Consider the following 20764-nt stretch of genomic DNA (forward strand, 5'->3'; position numbering starts at 1 on the left):
AACCGGCTGCGCCGCTTTATTTCGGTGCCGACAAGGGCAAGAATCTGATTGTGGTGCAGATGGAATCCTTCCAGAACTTCCTGATCGGGCTGACCATTGACGGTCAGGAAATTACTCCGAACCTGAACAAGCTGGTCAAGGAAAATACGTACTTCAACAACTTTTATGCCAATGCGGGGCAAGGTACCACCTCGGATGCCGAGTTCGTTGTGAATACATCGTTTTATGTGCCTAAGAATGAACCGGCGACCTCTTCGGCTTATATGAAAAAAGCGGTCCCTAGTCTGCCGAAGCTTTTGAGCGCGAACGGTTATGATACGGCTACGTTCCATACCAACAGTGTGGAGTTCTGGAACCGAAAAAATTTATATAAAGCGATCGGCTTTGATAAGTATTATGACCAGGCATTCTATGGGGATGATGACCATATTGCTTTTGGAGCTTCGGACGAAGTATTGTTCGCGAAGACAGTTCCTCAGCTTGCCAAAATGGATGCCGGGGAGAAGCCGTTTTATGCGATGGTCATTTCGATGAGCGCCCATCATCCTTACCGGATTCCAGCGGAAAAACACAAAATTATGCTTCCTGAAAGTTACGAAGGCACACTGCTTGGTGATTATATCCTTGCCCAGAATTATGCGGATTATGCCATGGGGCAATTTCTGGAGGACCTGAAGACAAGCGGATTATGGGATGACAGTCTTATCGTATTCTACGGTGACCACCAGGGCGTGCCCATGTATACGCTGGGCAGCGGTGAAAAGGATCTGATCAATGAACTGGTCGGCCATGAGTATGGCTACACGGATATGTTCAACATTCCGTTTATCGTCCATTCGCCGGCTGGCGCACTGCCTGCCGTAATGGACCAGACGGGCGGACAGGTAGACATCCTGCCGACCGTTGCCAACCTGCTTGGGGTGCCGGTACAGAATCAGCTGCATTTTGGGGAAGATCTGTTCAACCAGCAGAGTAACCTGCTGCCGGTCAGACATTTCCTGCCAACCGGCTCCTTCATTAACGATAAGAGCATCTACGTAACTGGTGATGCTTATGCAGACGGGACTAACTACAATCTGCTGGATAACTCTAGTCTTCCAGGCGGCTCTACTGAAGCACAGTTTACGGCCGTTCAGCGTCTGCTGAATCTGTCCAACAGCTATCTGCTCCAGCTGCCGGACCGGCCGGATCAGCAATAGAATAGATCAAGAAGCTATGAATTCTTATCTTTGAACAAAAGCACCAAAACCTAGGCTGAAAACCTGGACTTTGGTGCTTTTTTTTATACAGATTATAAGGAATCAGGCTGATCGTTAAGCTGCTCGAAGTAGGCATGAACGCCGTTCAGCAGTTCAATCAGCAGTTCACTTTTATCCTCACCTAAATAATCAATCATCCCTTTGAACGTGTCACGGATCCTTGCGACCGCTTTATCGGCGAACAGTTCGCCCTTCTCCGTCAGCTGGATGACACTGATTCTCCGGTCTTGAGTGTCGCTGGTACGCACTACAAAGCCTTGGCTGAGCAGGCTGTTGACCATTTGCGTAATGGTCGGGGAGGTCACCCGAAGCAGCCTGCTGACCTCCGAGACGGTCAGAGTATCTTTTCCGGTTCTTTTTTTGCTCATACGGATCGTAATCAGTACCCGGATCTCACTAGGCTTCAGACCGAACATTGTCGTTTTTTGCCAATTTAGCCGGGAGAATTGCTGGAAAGCACCCATCAATCCATCCACGTTGTCATACCTGTCTTCGTTCATCTGTACACCCCATAAGCTTATTTAACTATAATTATAGCCCAATGGGGGCATAAAAAGAACTCGGTGCATTACTCATTATCTACTCTATTAGCTCATGGATTCTTCATACTTTCCCCAAATTCCATTGGTATTCTTAATTACATCAAGAACATGTAGTGTAGAGTGCTAATGGAGGGAGGTGTAGAGTTTTGAAAACTTTGCGCAGTATTCTTGGATTCACTTTTATTCTGATTATTCTTTCGGGAGCGGGATACATCGGATGGTTTGTTTCAGAAGAGGGGAATATCTCATGGCCAAGCATTATGAAACCTGAGACTGTGGAGAATGCACATAGTCAGCATGCATCAACAGGAGCTTCTTCAACAAAAAGAGAAGACGTGAATCCTGTCGAAAGCTTGCAGGTAAGAGTCTCCAGTTCTTACAAGTCCATTCAGCAGGTAGCCGAATTAATGACCTCGAGTTCAGTGAATCCTTTACTGACCGAACGTTATCAAAGAGGTTTGTACTCCTTATCGGAGGGCGTGTATCTCATGAATCAACTGGATCAGAATATGAATGAAATGGTCCGGTTAACGGATTCGGGCGATCCAACTTACCAAGTGTATGCTAATCGTCACAATGTGCTGGTCAAAAATCAGATGCTGTTGAACACCGTAGCTCAAAAGCTGAGCGATGCCAAAGAATTGTTCTTATCAAATGTAACGATGAATACAACGGGAGATTCTAGCGCAGCTGAAGATGTACAAGGTGCTAATAAAGCCATCTATCAAATGGCACAAGCGGTAATGGAACTTGAAAGCACCAATCTTTGGCTAGAGGATCAAATCAATCAGACGATGGTGCAAGCTGAGCAAGCCCAGCAAGCTGCTGATGCGATGGCCATGGAGAAGACAGCTGCGGGTGGTTTCTCGATAGACAAGATTCAAATGCCTGCTCTGTTCACTATGATTCCCATACTATTTGCTGTATTGATGCTAATCGGGATTATCGGAGCTACTCGTAGCCTTATGGCTGCCAAACCACAAAAGGTTGATAATGAACAAACGGTTTAATTTTTAAGGAGGGGTAAACAATGATGGATATGAATAATTCAACTACAATGACAGGCGTAAGTAGCTCCGGCAGTATGCAAGGAACCATGGATATGGGAACTAGCTCAGGTGGTGTACTTAGCGGGCTTCTCTCAACAGTAACGGAACTGCTGTTTGTCGTTCTAATTCTCAGCCTGGTGGTTGGCCTCGCAGTTTGGCTTAAAAATACTTATTTTAAAGAATCGTATAACAAGGGCAAGCAAATCATTAGTAACGATCCCATGTTAAAAATGATATTTGTTCTGGCCTCCACTTTGGTAGGCGTAATCGTAATATTGTATCTCCTTGGGATTCTAATGAATGGCGGAGTGAATTCAAATCAGATTGGATTCGTATCGGCCTGGAGCGTTTCCGGGATTTTAACGTTCTTCGTCAAGATCTTAACCATTTTGTTTGTAGGTGCTTTAATCGGGTTCTTGTTCACATATGTGAAACAAAATATGAGCAGCGCAGCAGGCAACGGAGCTCTGTTAACGGCAGTAAATGAAACTAAATCGAGTGAAAATGTGGAACTTAAGAAGTCACCAGAAGGTACCCAAGATAAGCTGGAATAGGCAGATAATAAATTGAAGACAAAAATGGATTGAGGTTGATGCGGTAATGAAGTTTGATTTTATCCTACACTGGCTCTGGGCGCTTGTGTTCTCCATATTGGCGCTAAGCGGAATAGCTATGGCAGGAGCGAAATATGGCTGGGTGATGCAATATGATATAGCCATGGCCGATGTAGTACACCGCATTGCGGCAATTGTATATGTGCTGCTGACACTTATTGTTATTCTCTACGAGATTATTCGAATTCTCAGACGGGATAAGACGATAAAGCCTTGGCTCGTATTCGGCCCATCCGGTTATGGATTATTCACCTTCATTACTACATTGATCTTCATCATAACGGGTGCTTTTATCTGGCTGTTCATGGATAGTAATAAAGCCGGAACTGCTCTTTCCTTATGGATCCATGAAAAGCTGACATATCTGGCAGTCGCCAGTGTGATCTGGCACATCTATATGAAGACTCATGCCTTGAAGTGGCCCAAACAAAAAGCCCGGAAAGCCAAATAATGAATAATTCTGAATGGGGGTGACCTTTGTCATGTGGATGCAAAAAAAATGGTTCAAGTTATTCATTTGGTTAATCACAACCTCCTTTTTCTTTGCTTTTAGCGCAATAGTGATCTCCATGCTTCGGTTTGGTCCTACGGAGAAAGAAGCCATGGATTTTATGGGCGGCATGATGAAGGCCATGGAAACCTCACTGATGGGATTGTCCATGCAAGTCAAGGAAGATCAAAATGTACAGAGGCTGATGTCTGAGAGTGTTCAATTGGCCTTCCCTCTATTAGCTGTCAGTATAGCCGGCGGAGTATATGTACGGTGCAGAAGAAAGGTGTAACTCATGCTCAGCAAACAAAAACGTCCGTTTTGGCAACTGTGTTCAGTATTTGGAGTCATTGTAGGACTGGTGCTGGCACTTTCCTGGGGTAACCGGACAGAAGAAGTGGCACAAATGAACCATTCCATGGCAGACATGATGAAAGACGAACATTTGGAGAATGCAACCGTGAAGGATCTTTTCTCATTTGAGGCCAGTGACAGTGCAGTAGTGGCTGCAGACAACAGTGAGCATACCGGGCATCACATTCAAGAAGGCAAGCTGTACACCACGCATATTGTCACCACGGCACTGCTTGTCCTGACTTTGCCTATGATCCTGGCGGGTGCCGTTTTTCTGGCTATTGTATGGCCGAAGGCGAACTATAGGGGGAAATCAACATGAATGTTCTCGGGTCCTTCGGGAATTTGTATATGGCCGCATTATTGATATTACTTGTAGCCGGTATGTTTTATGCGATCTATTATTTAATCCAAAAAATCTATGCACTTCTAACAGGTAAAGATCAGCCGAAGGGCAGATCAGCAACAAAATCAAAAGCTGGAGGAGATTCAAACATGAAAAATAACGGTTGGCTGAAATTGGCACTTATTTCGTTCGTCGGATTAATTATCTCTGTTGTCCTGTTGAACATTACAAACCCCTCAAATACTGCTGGCAGTGACGAGCATAGTACTCACATAAACGGGACTGCGGCGGTTGGAGGGACGGTACAGGGCACAATAAGCAGTAACGTAACCATGGACCAAATGAACAATATGATGCAGCAAATGAGTCAATTGCAGCAGCAAATGATGCAAATGCAGCAGCAGTTCACCGGTCAGACGGGTACCGGCATGGGCACCTCAGGAAGCATGGGCAGCACTGGAAGTATGGGAAGTATGGGTTCCTCGGGAAGCATGGGTAGCTCAGGAAGCATGGGCAGCTCCGGCGGGATGATGGACATGATGAATATGGGCAACATGAATAATAGCAGTTCGAGCGGCTCTAATAGCAGCAGTGGCGGCGGTATGGGCATGATGTAAGGAAAGAAACCTGAGGCGGCGTTCGGAATTATATCGAGCGCTGCCTTTTTAAATCTTGCAGGGAGGAATGCGGTTTGAGTACTAAACGTCTTATATGGTTGTTTTTCTTTGCTATGATTATCGGGGGGACAGCAGCTGGAATATATATCAGTGATACATCGGCTTCCAGTGCGGGTTCCACAGTGATGGATGGAATGAATATGGAAGGAACTAGTGCGGCCAATGAGCATATGAATCACCGAGCCTCCGATTCAAGCAATTAACCTCAATTACTGAAATCTTGTTCTTATCTGTCTTTGACACATTGATATTGGACAAAATGAAAATATCACTGATAACCATAAATGTCTTCATCGTTTCCACACACTTTTAAGGTAAAGTATGGTTATTAAAAATGAGATATTGCAAATTGGAGGGAAAAGGATGAAAAAGGTATTAATGATTGGTACGATAGCGTTGATATTAAGTGCGGCTTTATCCGGTTGCCAGGCCGGCAATAAAAACTCTGATACTGCAGCCAATGAAACCAAGGGGACTGCGATTACAGAACTATGGGTCGGCACTAAAAATACAACACGGATTAATACGTCTGATCCCGTTCAGGCAGCGGTTTTGGTCTCCCGCACACTGTGGACAGCAAAGACAGATAATAACAGACCCTCCAGTGTGGTGCTGACCGATGTGAGCAACTGGCAGATTGCCGCAGCAAGCACGGATTTGATACATCATCCCAGCAACGGGCCCGTTCTCTTTTTTGACAAAGAGAATGTTCCTTCTGTGACTTTAGAGGAGCTTAAACGGCTTAAACCGCTGGGTGCCGAAGGGAATGATAACATTCAGATTGTTATTGTTGGGCCAGTAGCATCAAGCGTTGAAGAGCAATTGAACTCCTTGGATATGAAGATCGATAAGATAGAAGGGGACGATCCGGCAGCTATAGCGCAGGCCATTGATGCCTATTATGCCAAAGCTGCGGGTGAGCTTCCACAAGCCGTTATTATCGGATCCATGGACAGTCCTGAATATACATTACCTGCTGTAAATTGGATCGCCCACATGCCTGAACCCTTGCTCTATGTGAAGAAGGGCGAGATCCCCGCTGCTACCGCGGAAGCCTTGAATAAGCGCGAAGGAAAGGCGGCCATCTATGTCCTTGGTCCAGATTCGATGATCTCCAGTAAAATTGAAGAGGAATTAAAAGCTTATGGATCAGTAACCCGGATTGCAGGTGACAATCCGTATGAGAATGCGATCGCTTTTGCCCAGTATAAAGATAGGAACAATGATTTTGGCTGGGGAATCACTACGCCTGGACATAACTTTTCATTCCTGACGACAGATTCAACTATGCTTGCAATCGCTGCGGCTCCTTTTAGCCATCTGGGCAAACACGCTCCGTTAATTTTCACGGATAAGGATGGACTGCCGGATTCCGTGATGGAATATATGATGAATGTTCAACCGAAGTTTCAGAAGTCACCTGCAGAAGGTCCCTATAATCATGCCTGGATAACCGGCGGGAACGGTGCAGTTTCTGCTTCTGCCCAGAGTGTAATTGATGATATGCTTGAGATTTCCCCTGCTGCAGGCGGAAATCCGCATGCCGGCCATTAATGGTCATTCGTAGATAGATATCGGGTTCTTGATGTACAATAAACAGGCTGGCACCGGTCAAGCCCCGGTATCCGGCCTGTTTTTGGTATTCACATATTTTCTACACATTCTGTCCGTACAATGAAGATAGGTACCATACTGGGGTAGAAGCTGTTAGTTCATATAGAAATGGAGTAGGTGCATAATGTCTAAACTACAGGTATTAATCGTAGATGATGAGTGGAATATGAGAAATCTGCTTCGCATTTATCTGATGAAAGAAGGATTTCGAATTCAGGAAGCTGCAACAGGTCATGAAGCGCTGTCTATGATTAAGAAACACTCCTTTGATATCATATTGCTGGATGTAATGATGCCTGATATGGATGGCTGGCAAGTCTGTAAGGTTGTTAGAGAAACCGAAACCATACCTATTTTGATGCTGACGGCACGTACGGAAACGAAAGACAAAATCCATGGACTTGGAGTAGGAGCAGATGATTATTTAACAAAGCCCTTTGAACCTGAAGAGTTATTGGCCAGAATCTATTCGTTAATCCGCAGGTCTACGATCACACAGGTTATGCAGCCGCCCCAAAGGGTGCTGGATTTTCCAGAGATGAACATTTATCCGGATGCCCGTGAGGTCCGTATTCAAGAGGGTTCTGTAGATTTTACCCAAAAGGAATTTGATCTTCTTATGATGTTAGCCCAGAGTAAGCAGCGAGCATTCACCCGGGAGGAACTGGTAGAACGGGTATGGGGATATGATTATGAGGGTGAAATCCGGGTGGTGGATACGCATATTAAGAATATTCGTGAGAAACTGCAGCGGGCCGGAATGAGTTATAACCCGATTCAAACCGTATGGGGAGTAGGGTATAAATTTCAAGCGGCAGAGCATCAAGATGAGAAATAACCGGATTGGGATTAAGCTTGGACTTGTAATCATCACTGTACTCCTGATTGTGTTGTTATTCCTGGGTTTTGCCATCGATAAAATGTTCACGAATTTTTATACTGCCGAAATGCGAAAAGAAACTGAAGAGATTGCCTCCCACTTCACCGTTATGGCGAATGCGACAGATGTGACATCCGAGCAGACCATGATGACTTTTGCGGAGTTTTCGAATGTGAGTATCTTTAATATTCTGGACAATGGAACCGTCAATCTGCACTCCGGTGTTCATGATTCGGCCGACCGGTCGTTTATACGAGGTTCGGACCTCGACAAGATTTTTGCCGGTAAAATAGTAAGTTTGCTGTATGAAGACCCGCAAGGGAATCGTTATTTTGTTTCCGGCCAGCCGATCACAAGCGATGGTGTGATTACCTCAGCCCTTTATGTGATGGCCTCAACGGAACAAATGGAGCAGTCCCTGTCCGGCGTAAGGAATTTATTGATCCTTTCCGGAATGGGCGCTTTCCTGCTGGCCCTGGGAATTACGTGGATTATCGCGCAAGTCTTGTCCCGTCCGCTGCTGCAAATGCAAAAAGCAACACGGAAAATCGCTATAGGCGAGCTGGAAACCCGGCTTGAGATCAAAAGCAGGGATGAATTAGGAAGCTTGGCTGAGGCCATCAATGATTTGGCGGCCGATCTTCAGCGATACCGGGATAGCCGACAAGAGCTGTTCTCCAATATATCGCATGATCTGCGGACACCCATTACCTATCTGGAAGGGTACTCTAGAGTGGTTAAAGATCACCTCTATGAGACCGAAGAAGAGAAGGACCGATATCTGGATATCATTTACCAGGAGGCAGTCCGGCTGCAGCATTTGGTCGATGATGTGTTCGATTTGGCCAAAATGGAAGAAGGGAAGATATCCCTTCTAGTAGAAGAGCTCAACCTCTCTGACCTTACTGAACATGCTGTTCAAAAAGTTAAGCTGAAGGCAAATGAAAAAGGTCTAAACCTGTCGTTCGAATCTTCCGGCCCTGTTTCTCTGGTCCGCGGGGATCGTAAACGGATGGAGCAGATCGTCTTGAACTTGCTGGAGAATGCGATCCGCTATACAGAGAAGGGCAGTATCACAGCAGGTCTGCAGTATACCGGCACCACCGTACTCCTAAGCGTTGAAGATACAGGAATAGGGATTCCTGAGGAAGACCTGCCATACATTTTCGAACGGTTCTATAGAGTGGAGAAATCCCGTGCCCGTCAATTCGGGGGAACCGGATTAGGTCTATCCATCGTTAAAAAGCTGGCCGAGCTGCAGGGAGGAAAGATAAAGGTTAACAGTCAGCTAGGTGAAGGAACCCGGTTTGAAGTTCACTTTCCGCTGCAACCAGATCATGGGGGACATAGCATATGAAGAAAATAGAGTGGCTTATAGCCTTTCTCTTTATGGGAATAGGGATGATGTGTATGACCCTTTCAGCCGTTTCTTTTCAAAGCGATTCCCTGCTCCAATTCGGCAATTTCGTCAAAACATTTCTGATATGTGCATTATTCATCGCGATAAGTCTGTTCCTGCTGCTGAGAATATTGAAGTTGAACAAAAGGTCAAAAAAATAAGCTAAAAGAACAAGCTGACTTCGGAAAACCCGTGGCAGCTTGTTTTTTATTGAAAATTTTGAAGTTTATCTAACCAACCTCATACTTACCCCTTCGTTTCAACACAATTTCTACATAGTCATTCCCTACAATGAAAATATAACAAAACATATTTTATGGAGGTAACGATATGGATTGGTCTTGGCTGGTTGCTCTGGTTTGTCCGTTAATGATGATATTTATGATGTTTGGGATGCGCGGTGGACACAACCATGGTTCGAATAAGAAACAGCTGTCCGCCGGTGAGGTAGAGCAAGAATTATTACATTTGAAAGTACAAAATGAATTATTACAAAAGGAAGTACAAGGTCTTAAGGATAAAGTTGTCTAAGGGGGAGAGCGAATTGAGCTGTTGCGGAAATCATAATAATCATGGAAATGTAAAAAAACATAGCCGGTTAATGAAGCTTTGCTGCATCTTACCGATCGTTCTTATGGGTATTATGTTTGTTGTAAATTCATTCAACGGAATATCTGGAAATCTCCTGACCTACAGCCTGCTGCTTCTATGTCCGCTTTCGCACCTCGTATTGATTCCGTTAATGATGCGAAAGAAAAATTAATAATAATCTGTAAACGAATGAGGAGGAGATATGAAATGAGCAAGAAAAAATGGTTAGGTCTTAGTACGGTTATATTAGCGATGGGGATTGGAACAGCAGTATATGCGGCTGGGGATGAAACATCCCAACTGGAGAACATGCTTCCCTTCATGAAGGAGATGCATCCTAATCTATCCGAAGATCAATTATTGAACATGCATCAATCCGGAGATATGAGCAGGATGATGAAGGATGCTGATATGGACAAGATGATGCAGAATACAGATATGAGCAAGATGATGCAATCGATCTAAAAAAGCGCTCCATAAACAAGCCGACTTCCCGATTTGAATCGGTTGTCAGCTTGTTTATTTTTATATCATTCAAAATAGTTCCGCATAAACTCTGTATGGAAACGACCCCCTGGGGGGATGTGCTGGTGACACCAAAAGTCCAATGTAGAGTACAACAACAGGAAAGTGGCTGATTCGGGTCGTAGGTGTATACGTATTGTGGTGTACTCTGGAAAACTTATGCATGTGGCCAGGATCAAGCTTAACAAAACGGATCTGCCTAAGCAGCACATCCAGGTCTGGCCTCAAAAAAGACTTCGAAGAAAATCTCCGAAGTCTTTTTACATCTCTATATTAATGATTCATTCCATTCATTCCGCCCATACTGCTTACAATCTCGGGATTAACCATTCCGAAAATCATTGCGATGTGTGCAACAACCAGGAAGCCGCTGACGAGAACAAAGTGAAGTTTCAGCTTATCTTCTTCCGAACGCTTACGTCCAATAAGCCCTAGGTCCAGCAGAGCAAGAGGAAGCAGGAAGAGTACACCGCTCAAATAAAATCCTACGGCGACTACATCTACCCAGGTGTGCCACTCCCCGTTTACGGTCAGAGGGACAAAAGCGGTTGGGAACAGGTATAGGAAGACTCCTGTAAAGTACAGACCGGCCAAAATGCTGCAGATCCGGTTAAAAGCTCTTAGGCTGCCTTTGACATTTTTGTTGAAAAGAATAAAAAACTCGGTTACTGTAATGGTCTCAGCAAAAATGACCGGGATTGCCATAAAAATGATCAGATTCCATGGCTGGTTGTCCATCAAAAGGGACATGTAATGTGTCATGTTCATTTCTTCAATTCCTCCATCAAATATAATTACTGCAAGAGTTAGTATAAGAGGAAAGTGTGTGGAAAGTATGTAGAAAAGACAGGAGAAGGAGCACTGAAGGATCTTGGAAACTCTAGCTATACAAAGTGAAGTTATTACGCAATGGTTATTAGAATGGGGAGCCTGGTCCATTGCAGTTAGTTTAATTATTAATATTGTCCTTAGTGTGATAGGGTTCATTCCATCAGTAGCTTTGACCACCGTGAATATTGTGGTCTTTGGGCTGGTTCCCGGCTTTCTTATCTCGTTGGCCGGTGAGATTTCCGGAGCAGCCGTGTCTTATTTCCTTTACCGGAAAGGAATCTGGAAGCTGAAAGGGAAAATTCGATCGCAACCCAAAGTTGGATGGATATCCCGGATGAAAACCTTCTCCCCTAAACGTCAGTTTTTCACTGTACTTCTTGCCCGGTTAACTCCGTTTATGCCTTCGTCATTGGTAACCCTAATCTGTGTTATCTCCGAAGTACGGTTTGCAAGTTTCATAATCGCTTCTGCGATAGGTAAAATACCTTCACTGCTGCTTGAGGCCTTAGCCGGGTATGGATACGCAGGACTCGAGGATAATAGTACCAGGTTATTTATTACATTTTTGTTCCTTTTTTTGTTATGCGTTTACGTTTTATTTAACAGAAAGAAAAAGAATTAACGTTATATCGAAGACGAAAAGACAAAAAGGGGCATTATATAACAAAAAGTGTAGGAAATATGTAGATTAACAATAAAAACATTAAATTTTAGAAAGGATTGACAGGCAATTTCTAGTTATATTAAAGTATAATTAGTTACAAAATATTAACCAGTTGCCGAATTTCGTTTGTGAAAACGGGGGAACCATTCCGGGTGAATTATTCTTGCGAGCAAGAGAATATAGGGAACCTTTAACCGAACCCTCAGCTAACTCCGTAGGCATTGAAGGGAGAACAAGGTTCTGAAGAAAGTCATTTTATCCTTACTAGGAGCTGCAGTTATTTTCACTGCCATTACACCAAGTACATTCGCAAGTGATATAAAGCTTGAGAGTGAAGTGAATGAGGTCCTGGGAACACCGTATGTATGGGGTGGAACCACTGCCGCAGGGTTTGATTGTTCTGGATTTATCCTGTACGTCCTAAAAAAGTTTAATGTGGATAATCTTCCGCGCACCTCCCAATCGCAAGCCAAAGTAGGGACAGCGGTTGCTAAAGAAAACTTGCGGTCAGGAGATCTGGTGTTTTTTAATACTTTGGGTACAGGAATTTCTCATGCGGGAATTTACTTAGGCGACGATCAATTCGCCCACTCCTCCAGCAGTAAAGGAGTAAGAATAAGCAAGTTGTCGGAAACATACTACAAAGATCGTTATGTTACCGCTCGCCGTGTAGTCGATCAACAGAGTTATCTGAATATGGTGAATTAGGTGCCGGGAGAATTCTCTTTACAAATGCTTAGGTGAAATCTATAATGGGATTAATTGTATAATGATATATCCGGAGGAGCCTGCCAACAGCGGGCTCTTTTTGTGTTTTTTTAAGAGCTGTTAGAAAGGAATGTCGTCCAAAAATGAATGAGGGGATAAAGTCATGATTGAAGTGAAAGATCTTAATTTTACATACCCTAACGCCAAGGAAGCTGCCCTTCGCGGTCTTGATTTTACTATACCTAAAGGAGAAGTGTTTGGGTTTCTGGGTCCATCTGGGGCCGGCAAAAGCACAACGCAAAAGATACTGATCGGAGTCCTCAAAAATTATCTGGGCAGTGTGAAAGTAATGGGGACAGAAATAAAGCGTACGGGTCCTGAGTATTTCGAGCATATTGGAGTTGCTTTCGAATTTCCGAACTTCTATACCAAGTTTACGGCACTGGAGAACCTGAAGCTCTTTCGTTCACTATACGCAGGAACAACGGAAGATCCATTAAGTCTTCTGAAACTGGTGGATTTAGCCGATGCTGCGAATATGAAGGTTGCGCAGTTGTCTAAGGGAATGAAGATGAGGTTGAACTTCTGCAGGGCGCTTTTGAATCATCCGCAAATTCTTTTCCTCGACGAACCGACTTCGGGGCTGGACCCGGTAAATGCGAAGCGAATGAAAGAATTGATTCTTGAAAAAAAATCCAATGGCACGACCGTTATTATTACCACGCATAACATGCAGGCTGCCGAGGAACTTTGTGACCGGGTTGCTTTTATCATTGACGGTCAGATAAAACTGATCAATTCTCCCCGGGAACTGAAATTAATGAATGGGAATAAACGGGTTTTGCTGGAATACCGCCGTCATAATGAATTACAGCAGGCTGAGTTTTCCCTTGACGGGATTGGAGAGAATCAGCAATTTCTGCAGCTCATCAGGGAACATCCCATTGAAACCATTCATTCGCTTGAATCCTCTTTGGAGCAGATATTCATCAATGTTACCGGGAGGTCACTGGTGTGAGAATGGGGACGGCAGTGGCATTTGATATCCGGTTCCAATGGCGGCATGGATTTTATGGAGTTTACATTATTGTTTGTGCTTTTTATGTGGCACTGCTGCATTTTATTCCTGAGTTGTACCAGGAGAAAACAACGGTTCTGTTAACCTTTAGCGACCCCAGCGCCCTTGGGCTTATTCTGGCCGGAGGAATTGTGTTGCTGGAAAGAGATCAAGGGATTCTTGATCCTTTATTTGTAACTCCTATCCGTATAAGAGAATATTTACTTGCAAAGGTATGTTCATTATCCGTATTATCGTTGCTGGCTGCGTGGGCAGTGCATGGTACAACAAACGGCATGCCGGTATCCCCGGTGGCGTTCTCCCTTGGAGTACTTATGACATCCAGCTTTATGACGCTGCTATCGATTGGTGTCGTAGCCCGCTGTCAGACCATCAATAGCTTTATTCTGCTGTCTCAAGCCTATGCTTTACCGTTTGTGCTGCCGCTGCTTGGTTATTTAAATGTATGGGATTCCCGGATTTATCTGCTGCTACCGAGCGAAGGGACGTTAAGACTGCTGCAAGGAGCCTTTAATTCCGTATCTGCGGGTAATTATGCATATTCCCTATTTATACTGATAATTTGGAACATTGCGGTTTATGTCTGGGCCAAACGCTCTTACGAATATCATGTCTTGATGAATGTTGGCAGGGGGAGAGGGAAATGAATAAGTATCACTATCTTCTGGCCCATGATCTTCGTCATGCGGTACGGGATCCGGTGCTGATGGTTGCTTTATTTGCTCCATTAGCCTTGCTTATCGTTTCCCGCTTTGGTTTTCCGGCTGCAGCAGAGTGGCTTGACAGCAGTTATTCATTTGATTTAACAGCCTATAGCAGCTTTACGGGAATAACCTTAGCTACGACCATCCCCATGCTGATTGGAACGATGACAGGACTGTTAATGCTTGACGAACGGGATGAAGGACTGATCTCCTATTACACTGTTACGCCATTCATGCGCAGAGGCTATATGCTGTACCGATTGAGTCTGCCTATGATGCTTGCGGTATCGCTCTCAGGCATTTACTTGGTATTCTCCGGGCGGTTTGAATATCATTGGGGCAATTTGGCTGTACTCTTGCTGTTGGCTTTGGAAGCACCATGTTTTACTTTATTTCTTGCTGCGTTTGCGGCCAATAAAGTTGAAGGCTTGGCTTTATCTAAGATAAGCGGCTTGTTTATAGCGGGTACGATTGTCGTTTATTTTGTGCCGGGGGTATGGCAGCTCTTAGGGACTTGGCTCCCTTCTTATTGGATTGCCAAGGTATACTTTGATATTGAAGCGGCCAGCCTGATTAAGGCTAGTATTTACTTCGGTATTGGCGTTACCTATCATTTGGCGCTTCTGTTTATGCTGGTTAAAGTCTTTGAGAAGCGGGCAGATTAAACGGCTTGATCCAAAAATGATTTTAAAAATACTGTACATGAGGTGTCGTATGCATCAGTTTAACGATATTTTTATTCAGATCTTAATTTTGCTTGCCATATCTATGGGAGTCATTGCCATTGCCAAAAAACTGAATCAGCCCTATTCCATCGCTCTTGTAGTGGTAGGACTCTTGCTAAGTTTTATTCATGTGCCCATATTGGTGGAAGCTGAAGCTTTTATCACCCAATCGCATGTGTTCCAGGCCATTATCATCTCTTTGTTCCTGCCGATCCTCCTGGGAGATGCCACCTTGAAGCTTCCTTTCTCACACCTGCGGGAACAACAGAAGCCTGTACTGGCTTTGGCATTTGGCGGAACGTTGTTGTCCTTTCTCCTCATTGGTTTGGTTGTTTATTGGGGATTGGGCCTGCCTCTGATTGTTTCCTTTACATTTGCGGCACTGATGAGCGCTACAGATCCCATCAGCGTGATTTCCATTTTTAAATCCCTGGGTGTTCCGAAGAATATCGTAACCATAATTGAAGGCGAGTCTCTTTTTAATGACGGAATTGCTGTTGTCCTGTTTCAGATCTCATCGGTGTACCTGTTATCCTATATGGAAATGGGATGGGCAGGAATCGGCAGCGGAATTCTGTTGTTTTTGAAATTTGCTTTGGGAGGTATCCTGATTGGAGCCATAATGGGCTACTTATTTTCTCAACTCATTCGGCTATACGATGATTTCCCGCTCGAGATAGGATTCTCTATGCTGCTGTTTTTTGGAAGCTATTTTATTGCGGAGCACTTTCATGTATCCGGGGTTATTGCTGTTGCGGTAAGCGGGCTGATCTTCGGGAATTACGGCGCGCGGATTGGAATGTCAGAGACAACCAAGGTTAACATTAATTCGTTTTGGGATGTAATCACCTTAGTGGCGAACTCGCTGATCTTCCTGATGATTGGGCTGGAAATTCGAAATATTGATTTTACGGATAAATGGTTTCTTATAGTGGCTTCGATCATTATCGTACTGGCGGGGCGAACCATTGCCCTTTATACTAGTCTAATGTTTCTGAAGAATTTCCCGGCATCATGGAAGATGGTATTGAATTGGGGAGGGCTGAAGGGAAGTCTCTCTATCGCGCTCGCCTTAAGTCTGCCTGCGTCTTTTGAGGGCAGAGAGGATATTCTGGTCTTAACCTTCAGTATTGTTTTGTTCTCACTGCTTGTTCAAGGTTTATCCATCAAACCGCTGGTTAAAAAACTGAAATTGACTCAGGAAAAGAAGATGTCCTAGAAGTAAGAACTTCAATGATGTCAAAACCGCAACACTTGAACCAAACGGCCAATTAGGATACGAACTGATGCGGCATGCCAAACCGGTTACCATTGGGGAATTGGAACGTATGCTTGGGTTGAAGTCAGAGGATAGCAAAACCACCACGAGAGTGGGATTGACCCCACCCTGCAGTAGTAGTATATTACCATCTCAGTTTCTAACAAGAGTTGTAGTGAAAATAGTTTCCTGATCCTTCCTCAATGGTTTGCTCCAATACAGTTCATTCCCGGGAAGGTCATCGAACCATTCAGCTTGCTCTGGACAAGCCAGGACCATAAACTTGCCATATTCCTGATCTCTCGACTGATGGTATTTGAGATAAGCCTTGCCTTGGTCAATCGCCAGAATTTCAATTTTGCCGGAGGAGTGGCTCATGGACAGACGGACTCGTTTGCCTAGCCCAGAAGTTCTTGCCTTAGCTTCTTCTACAATTTGATAGACACGAGCAAGTGGAAGTACAAATTCGCGGTTGCCTGCAATCGGGCGGTTTATAAAAAAGTAATAAGGTGTAACACCAGCCCAGGAGAGACGGTCTAAGAGTTCCCCCAAAACAACTGGATCATCGTTAATGCCTTTGAGGACCGGTGTCTGGTTAACGACAATCGCGCCAGCATTATGAAGGGCCCGGAAGGCTAGTTTCGCCTCATCTGTAATCTCACGGGGATGATTAATATGTGCCATCACATATATTCGTCTGTCTTCGGTAGAATAGGTCTGGATCAGTTCCAGCAGTTCATTGTCCCCGGAGATGCGCATCGGGTTAAAAACAGGGATCTTAGAGCCTAGCCGGATAATTTTAACATGATCTATGGCCCTTAATCTCTCAATGATTGACCGTAGTTTGGGGGTGGAGAGAATTAAACTATCTCCCCCGGTAAGAAGTACGTTGTTAATCTCCGGATGGCTTGCAATATACTCCAGACCGAGTGAGACATCAGACTGGGCCTCCTTGACATCATTACGGAACAATCTTTTACGGAAGCAATACCTGCAGTAAGCCCCGCAAACTTCGGATACGATAAGGAGTGCTGTGGTTTTGTATTTATGCTGGCATCCTGGCACAACATAGTTTGTATCCTCATCGGAAGCGTCCCACCGGCCATATTCCATAAGTTCACCTTCACCCGGAATTACAAGCTTGCGAATAGGATCTTCCGGATCTTCCCAATCAATCAGTGAAAGATAATAATCATTCACCCGGAATACAAATTTGTCCGTTACTTCTTTGATTTTTTTCTTTTCAGGCCCAGAGAGCATCTCAACCTTGTTAATATCTGTTATGTACCTTACCTTTTGCACATACATCTCTCCTTTGGTCTCATAGTGTGAGAAAAAAGGGAGCCTTGGTGTCAAAAGCCAAACTGCTGCCAGCAGGGTCAAAACAGCACAAAAAGAGACCCTTAGCAAGGGTCTCTGTTATGAAAATAACAAAAAAGCAGACCCATCCACTACTGACGAGGTTAGCTGACGGACTCGGGTAAGATGGTACCCTACACTCTAATTTGAATGATTCGCCCCAATTGACTGGTTCCCCCGCTTTCCAGCTGTAAATTCTGGAAATTAAGCGTAGGTAAAGTATACCCATGATGCTTTGGAAAGTCAAAAAAAATAATACTTGAAATTCTTAAAAGGTTGTCCATGAAGAGCTCTTTGAGAATAAAAAAAATATTTATTGTTGCTCTATCCGGCAGGGGATTGGGGAATTATTCAATACTGAATATTTGCTGTAAAGAGATGGCGGAAACCTTGTTGTCTCAAGGGATTAACGGTTTTTCAAGACAGGATTTGGAACGCTGTTTCAGCTTGCTAAATTTACTTACGACAATTGCCGATTAACCCTGAATGCAAGCGATATCATTTCATGGAATGTTATCTGCCGTGCTTGACGTACTCGGAAAGCCTTTGTTATGGTTTTTATAGACAAAAGCAAACGAAACAGAATTTTTGTAGAACTTCGTCCCTGTTTTGCGTAAGATATCCTAACCAAACCCAACTAAAAACTGAGGGAGATGATTGATTTTGATCAAAGGAATCATTTTTGATTTTGATGGAACGATTATCGACACCGAAACTGCTTGGTACACTGCATTTAGTGAGGCTTACGAAGAACATGGAGTAGAACTGACGCTTGAACAGTATTCCACCTGTATAGGAACCAGTTTGAACACCTTTAATCCTTACGAATATCTTATGACGGATTTGAAGCTTCCAATCGACAAGGAGGATTTCAGAAGAGCCGTTCAGCAGAGGCATAGTAAACTTATGGAGCTCGAGACGATACGTCCGGGAATCCAGCATTATCTGGATTCAGCCAGAGAAGTTGGGCTGCGGATGGGGCTGGCTTCAAGCTCATCCATGGAATGGGTGGAGAAATATCTAGACCAATTGGGAATCCGAGGTTATTTCGAGTGTATACGTACGTCGGACCACGTTGAAAATGTGAAACCGGACCCTGAGCTCTACAACCAGGCTTTAAGTTGTCTGGGAATTCTGCCTGATGAGGCTGTTGCCATTGAAGATTCACCGAACGGTTCAAAGGCAGCCGCGGCCGCGGGGATGAACTGTGTTGTTATCCCTAATGATATTACAAGCTTCCTGGAGTTTGAACCCTCGCATCACATTATAGAAAGCCTAAGTCACCTCGATTTTGATCATGTCATTACCCGGCGTTGTTTCCAGAAAACTAGCTAACGGATAGCTGACATCGAATCTTAATACAAGGGGGACGCCTTATTGAGAGCAGTTCATTTTGGTGCAGGAAATATTGGCAGAGGGTTTATTGGTCCAATGCTGTCGAATTCAGGCTACAAGGTTTGTTTTGTCGGAAGAAATAAGAAAAAAATTACTCAGCTGCAGGAACGGGGCCAATATCCAGTGACCCTGGCCAATGAAGACCGGGACAGATTTATGGTTAATAACATAACAGCAATCCATTTAGGAGATGCTGATGATGTCGCTAAAGCTATAGCGGAGGCTGAAATCGTAACAACGGCAGTGGGTATATCAGCGCTCAAGGATATCGCCAGTGCAATTGCAAAAGGAATAGAACTCAGACTTAGAAGCGATAATCCTAAACCGCTCCATGTGATTGCTTGTGAGAATGGAATTAAGAGCAGTAAGAAATTAAAGGAATCCGTATATCTCCATTTGAAGCAATCCATTAGGGAAATGGCAGATGAGTGTATAGCTTTTCCAAATGTGATGGTGGATCGTATAGTACCTGTCCAGAAAAATAAGGATCCCCTTGAGATCCTTGTGGAGCCTTTCAGAGAATGGATTATTCCCCGCAGTGATATGATAGGCGGTTATAACAAAATACAAGGAGCTCACTATGTTGATTCTTTAGACCCGTACCTTGAGCGAAAGCTATATACGGTAAATACAGGGCACTGCAGCGCAGCTTACTTCGGTTATCTTGAGGGTTATACCAGTATTCAGGAGGCGATGTCCGATCCTGGAATCAGATCGCGTGTGCACGGTGTTCTTAAAGAGACCGGGGCATTGCTTGTACACTTGTACGGATTTGATCCTTCAGTTCATCATAAATATATTGAAAAGATGATGACACGGTTCGAAAACCCCCATTTTAATGATTCCATCACCAGAGTCGCACGTTCCCCTATACGTAAACTTTCTCCAACAGATCGACTGATTCAGCCTGCTATGCTCGCCTCTCAATATGGGTTTGAAGTTACTTATCTTGTTTCTGCTATCGCTTCCGCGCTATTCTTTGATTACCGCAAAGATGAAGAGGCCGTGCAGCTGCAGGAAGCTATTCGGAAATTTGGGCTCAGTGAAGTTATTTCTACCATGTTGATGATTCCGGCAGATCATCCGCTTCATAGTAAAATCATAGGGGAATATCATAAAATTCGGTTAAAAAATCCTCATATGACTGGCAGCAGTTTCGAATCCATGATTCGTAGTCTTCGGCAGTGAGTTCTGATAACAACGATAATATCTCAATGTTCACAAAGAAAGGGGCTTGGTTTCGAATCGATTTGTCCACAGCTGAGGAAGGGTGATGGATGATGTTGAATGTTATTGACGCTTGCCGGAAATGTGCACAAGCCTGTGAAGAATGCTTAGTCTCATGTTTAGATGAACCTGATACAGATATCCAGTCTAGGATGAAAATGATCGAAATTTTGAGCGATTGCGCAGATTTTTGCAATATAGCGGTGCGTTATTTGATTAGAAATAGCAGGTTTTCCACAGTGATTTGCGAACTCTGCGCCGATATAAGTGCGGAATGTGCAACAGCCTGCGAGCAGTTCATGGACAATTCATATCAGGCATGCGCCAAATTCTGCAGAGAATGTGCTGAAATTTGTAATGAAATTAAGGAAATGGCAAACGTGACTTCTGTCTATACTCTGATATTACATTGAACTAAATAACTTTGACACCCTGCCTGTTCGCTTTACTTTCTCCTTCGATGAATTTATAATTG

At 44.1% G+C, this 20764-nt stretch carries 26 protein-coding genes, 1 pseudogene and 2 riboswitches; of the genes and pseudogenes, 24 read left to right on the plus strand and 3 right to left on the minus strand.

Annotated elements, in window-relative coordinates:
* Positions 1 to 1199: LTA synthase family protein (locus tag AQR02_RS33620; RefSeq protein WP_245237158.1), on the plus strand; the 1199-nt coding region annotated here is incomplete at its 5' end.
* A gap of 92 nt (positions 1200 to 1291) precedes the next feature.
* Here the strand turns inward: AQR02_RS33620 and AQR02_RS05975 are convergent.
* Positions 1292 to 1759 (minus strand): MarR family winged helix-turn-helix transcriptional regulator, encoded by a 468-nt coding sequence (locus AQR02_RS05975; RefSeq protein WP_054939795.1) that lies wholly within the window; start codon positions 1757 to 1759, stop codon positions 1292 to 1294.
* A 188-nt stretch (positions 1760 to 1947) separates the two neighbouring features.
* Between AQR02_RS05975 and AQR02_RS05980 the strand changes: the two genes are divergently transcribed.
* The 13 genes from AQR02_RS05980 (at position 1948) to AQR02_RS06035 (ending at position 10280) form a co-directional block, all read left to right on the plus strand.
* Positions 1948 to 2811: a hypothetical protein gene (locus tag AQR02_RS05980; RefSeq protein WP_054939796.1), complete on the plus strand. Its 864-nt coding sequence runs from the start codon at positions 1948 to 1950 to the stop codon at positions 2809 to 2811.
* Positions 2812 to 2831: 20 nt separating this feature from the next.
* Positions 2832 to 3404 (plus strand): hypothetical protein, encoded by a 573-nt coding sequence (locus AQR02_RS05985; RefSeq protein WP_054939797.1) that lies wholly within the window; start codon positions 2832 to 2834, stop codon positions 3402 to 3404.
* 46 nt (positions 3405 to 3450) lie between these two features.
* Positions 3451 to 3915, plus strand: a complete 465-nt coding sequence (locus tag AQR02_RS05990; RefSeq protein WP_054939798.1) for a cytochrome b/b6 domain-containing protein — start codon at positions 3451 to 3453, stop codon at positions 3913 to 3915.
* 31 nt (positions 3916 to 3946) lie between these two features.
* Positions 3947 to 4246 carry a hypothetical protein gene (locus AQR02_RS05995; protein WP_054939799.1) on the plus strand — a complete coding sequence of 100 codons (300 nt, stop codon included), beginning with the start codon at positions 3947 to 3949 and terminating at the stop codon, positions 4244 to 4246.
* Between the two features lie 3 nt (positions 4247 to 4249).
* The gene (locus AQR02_RS06000; protein ID WP_054939800.1) at positions 4250 to 4630 is read left to right on the plus strand and encodes a hypothetical protein; all 381 of its coding nucleotides are present in this window, start codon (positions 4250 to 4252) and stop codon (positions 4628 to 4630) included.
* A gap of 23 nt (positions 4631 to 4653) precedes the next feature.
* Positions 4654 to 5271, plus strand: coding sequence for a hypothetical protein (locus AQR02_RS06005; RefSeq protein ID WP_159067699.1), 618 nt, complete (start codon positions 4654 to 4656; stop codon positions 5269 to 5271).
* A gap of 74 nt (positions 5272 to 5345) precedes the next feature.
* The gene (locus AQR02_RS32295) at positions 5346 to 5534 is read left to right on the plus strand and encodes a hypothetical protein (protein ID WP_148449068.1); all 189 of its coding nucleotides are present in this window, start codon (positions 5346 to 5348) and stop codon (positions 5532 to 5534) included.
* Between the two features lie 160 nt (positions 5535 to 5694).
* Positions 5695 to 6885 carry a cell wall-binding repeat-containing protein gene (locus AQR02_RS06010; RefSeq protein ID WP_054939802.1) on the plus strand — a complete coding sequence of 397 codons (1191 nt, stop codon included), beginning with the start codon at positions 5695 to 5697 and terminating at the stop codon, positions 6883 to 6885.
* A 184-nt stretch (positions 6886 to 7069) separates the two neighbouring features.
* Positions 7070 to 7783, plus strand: coding sequence for a response regulator transcription factor (locus tag AQR02_RS06015; protein WP_054939803.1), 714 nt, complete (start codon positions 7070 to 7072; stop codon positions 7781 to 7783).
* A complete protein-coding gene (locus AQR02_RS06020; RefSeq protein ID WP_054939804.1) occupies positions 7773 to 9182 on the plus strand; it encodes a sensor histidine kinase in 1410 nt (469 codons plus the stop codon). The genes AQR02_RS06015 and AQR02_RS06020 overlap by 11 nt, the downstream gene beginning before the upstream one ends.
* A complete protein-coding gene (locus AQR02_RS06025) occupies positions 9163 to 9390 on the plus strand; it encodes a hypothetical protein (RefSeq protein ID WP_159067700.1) in 228 nt (75 codons plus the stop codon). The genes AQR02_RS06020 and AQR02_RS06025 overlap by 20 nt, the downstream gene beginning before the upstream one ends.
* A 164-nt stretch (positions 9391 to 9554) precedes the next feature.
* Entirely contained in the window at positions 9555 to 9755 is a 201-nt protein-coding gene (locus tag AQR02_RS06030; RefSeq protein WP_054939806.1) for a DUF2933 domain-containing protein, read from the plus strand.
* 267 nt (positions 9756 to 10022) lie between these two features.
* Positions 10023 to 10280, plus strand: coding sequence for a hypothetical protein (locus AQR02_RS06035; protein ID WP_054939807.1), 258 nt, complete (start codon positions 10023 to 10025; stop codon positions 10278 to 10280).
* A gap of 333 nt (positions 10281 to 10613) precedes the next feature.
* Here the strand turns inward: AQR02_RS06035 and AQR02_RS06040 are convergent, their stop codons facing one another.
* The gene (locus AQR02_RS06040; protein ID WP_054939808.1) at positions 10614 to 11108 is read right to left on the minus strand and encodes a DUF6803 family protein; all 495 of its coding nucleotides are present in this window, start codon (positions 11106 to 11108) and stop codon (positions 10614 to 10616) included.
* A gap of 103 nt (positions 11109 to 11211) precedes the next feature.
* On the opposite strand from AQR02_RS06040, the gene AQR02_RS06045 reads away from it, so the two are divergent.
* From AQR02_RS06045 to AQR02_RS35475, 7 genes and pseudogenes are all read left to right on the plus strand, one after another.
* The gene (locus tag AQR02_RS06045) at positions 11212 to 11793 is read left to right on the plus strand and encodes a TVP38/TMEM64 family protein (RefSeq protein ID WP_054939809.1); all 582 of its coding nucleotides are present in this window, start codon (positions 11212 to 11214) and stop codon (positions 11791 to 11793) included.
* Between the two features lie 145 nt (positions 11794 to 11938).
* A riboswitch (cyclic di-AMP (ydaO/yuaA leader) is annotated at positions 11939 to 12071 on the plus strand.
* A 4-nt stretch (positions 12072 to 12075) separates the two neighbouring features.
* Entirely contained in the window at positions 12076 to 12543 is a 468-nt protein-coding gene (locus tag AQR02_RS31065; RefSeq protein WP_082451674.1) for a C40 family peptidase, read from the plus strand.
* Between the two features lie 163 nt (positions 12544 to 12706).
* Positions 12707 to 13561 carry an ABC transporter ATP-binding protein gene (locus AQR02_RS06050; RefSeq protein WP_054939810.1) on the plus strand — a complete coding sequence of 285 codons (855 nt, stop codon included), beginning with the start codon at positions 12707 to 12709 and terminating at the stop codon, positions 13559 to 13561.
* Between the two features lie 2 nt (positions 13562 to 13563).
* Entirely contained in the window at positions 13564 to 14268 is a 705-nt protein-coding gene (locus tag AQR02_RS06055; protein WP_082451676.1) for a fluoroquinolone export ABC transporter permease subunit, read from the plus strand.
* Entirely contained in the window at positions 14265 to 14990 is a 726-nt protein-coding gene (locus AQR02_RS06060; RefSeq protein WP_054939812.1) for a hypothetical protein, read from the plus strand. The genes AQR02_RS06055 and AQR02_RS06060 overlap by 4 nt, the downstream gene beginning before the upstream one ends.
* A gap of 49 nt (positions 14991 to 15039) precedes the next feature.
* Positions 15040 to 16269 (plus strand): cation:proton antiporter, encoded by a 1230-nt coding sequence (locus AQR02_RS06065; protein WP_054939813.1) that lies wholly within the window; start codon positions 15040 to 15042, stop codon positions 16267 to 16269.
* 13 nt (positions 16270 to 16282) lie between these two features.
* Positions 16283 to 16501: pseudogene (locus AQR02_RS35475) on the plus strand (hypothetical protein); the annotation flags it as partial.
* On the opposite strand, the gene AQR02_RS06070 reads toward AQR02_RS35475, so the two are convergent.
* Entirely contained in the window at positions 16462 to 17610 is a 1149-nt protein-coding gene (locus tag AQR02_RS06070; RefSeq protein WP_054939814.1) for a KamA family radical SAM protein, read from the minus strand. The pseudogene AQR02_RS35475 and the gene AQR02_RS06070 overlap by 40 nt on opposite strands.
* Before the next feature lie 135 nt (positions 17611 to 17745).
* Positions 17746 to 17888: riboswitch (cyclic di-AMP (ydaO/yuaA leader) on the minus strand.
* A gap of 442 nt (positions 17889 to 18330) precedes the next feature.
* On the opposite strand from AQR02_RS06070, the gene AQR02_RS06075 reads away from it, so the two are divergent.
* From AQR02_RS06075 to AQR02_RS35705, 3 genes are all read left to right on the plus strand, one after another.
* Positions 18331 to 19002, plus strand: coding sequence for an HAD family hydrolase (locus AQR02_RS06075; protein ID WP_054939815.1), 672 nt, complete (start codon positions 18331 to 18333; stop codon positions 19000 to 19002).
* A gap of 42 nt (positions 19003 to 19044) precedes the next feature.
* A complete protein-coding gene (locus tag AQR02_RS06080) occupies positions 19045 to 20250 on the plus strand; it encodes a mannitol-1-phosphate 5-dehydrogenase (protein ID WP_054939816.1) in 1206 nt (401 codons plus the stop codon).
* 92 nt (positions 20251 to 20342) lie between these two features.
* Entirely contained in the window at positions 20343 to 20702 is a 360-nt protein-coding gene (locus tag AQR02_RS35705) for a four-helix bundle copper-binding protein (RefSeq protein ID WP_483414281.1), read from the plus strand.
* Positions 20703 to 20764 lie beyond the last annotated feature (62 nt).

The organism is Paenibacillus ihuae (genome assembly GCF_001368795.1).
GTDB classification, from domain to species: Bacteria; Bacillota; Bacilli; order Paenibacillales; family Paenibacillaceae; genus Paenibacillus_AQ; species Paenibacillus_AQ ihuae.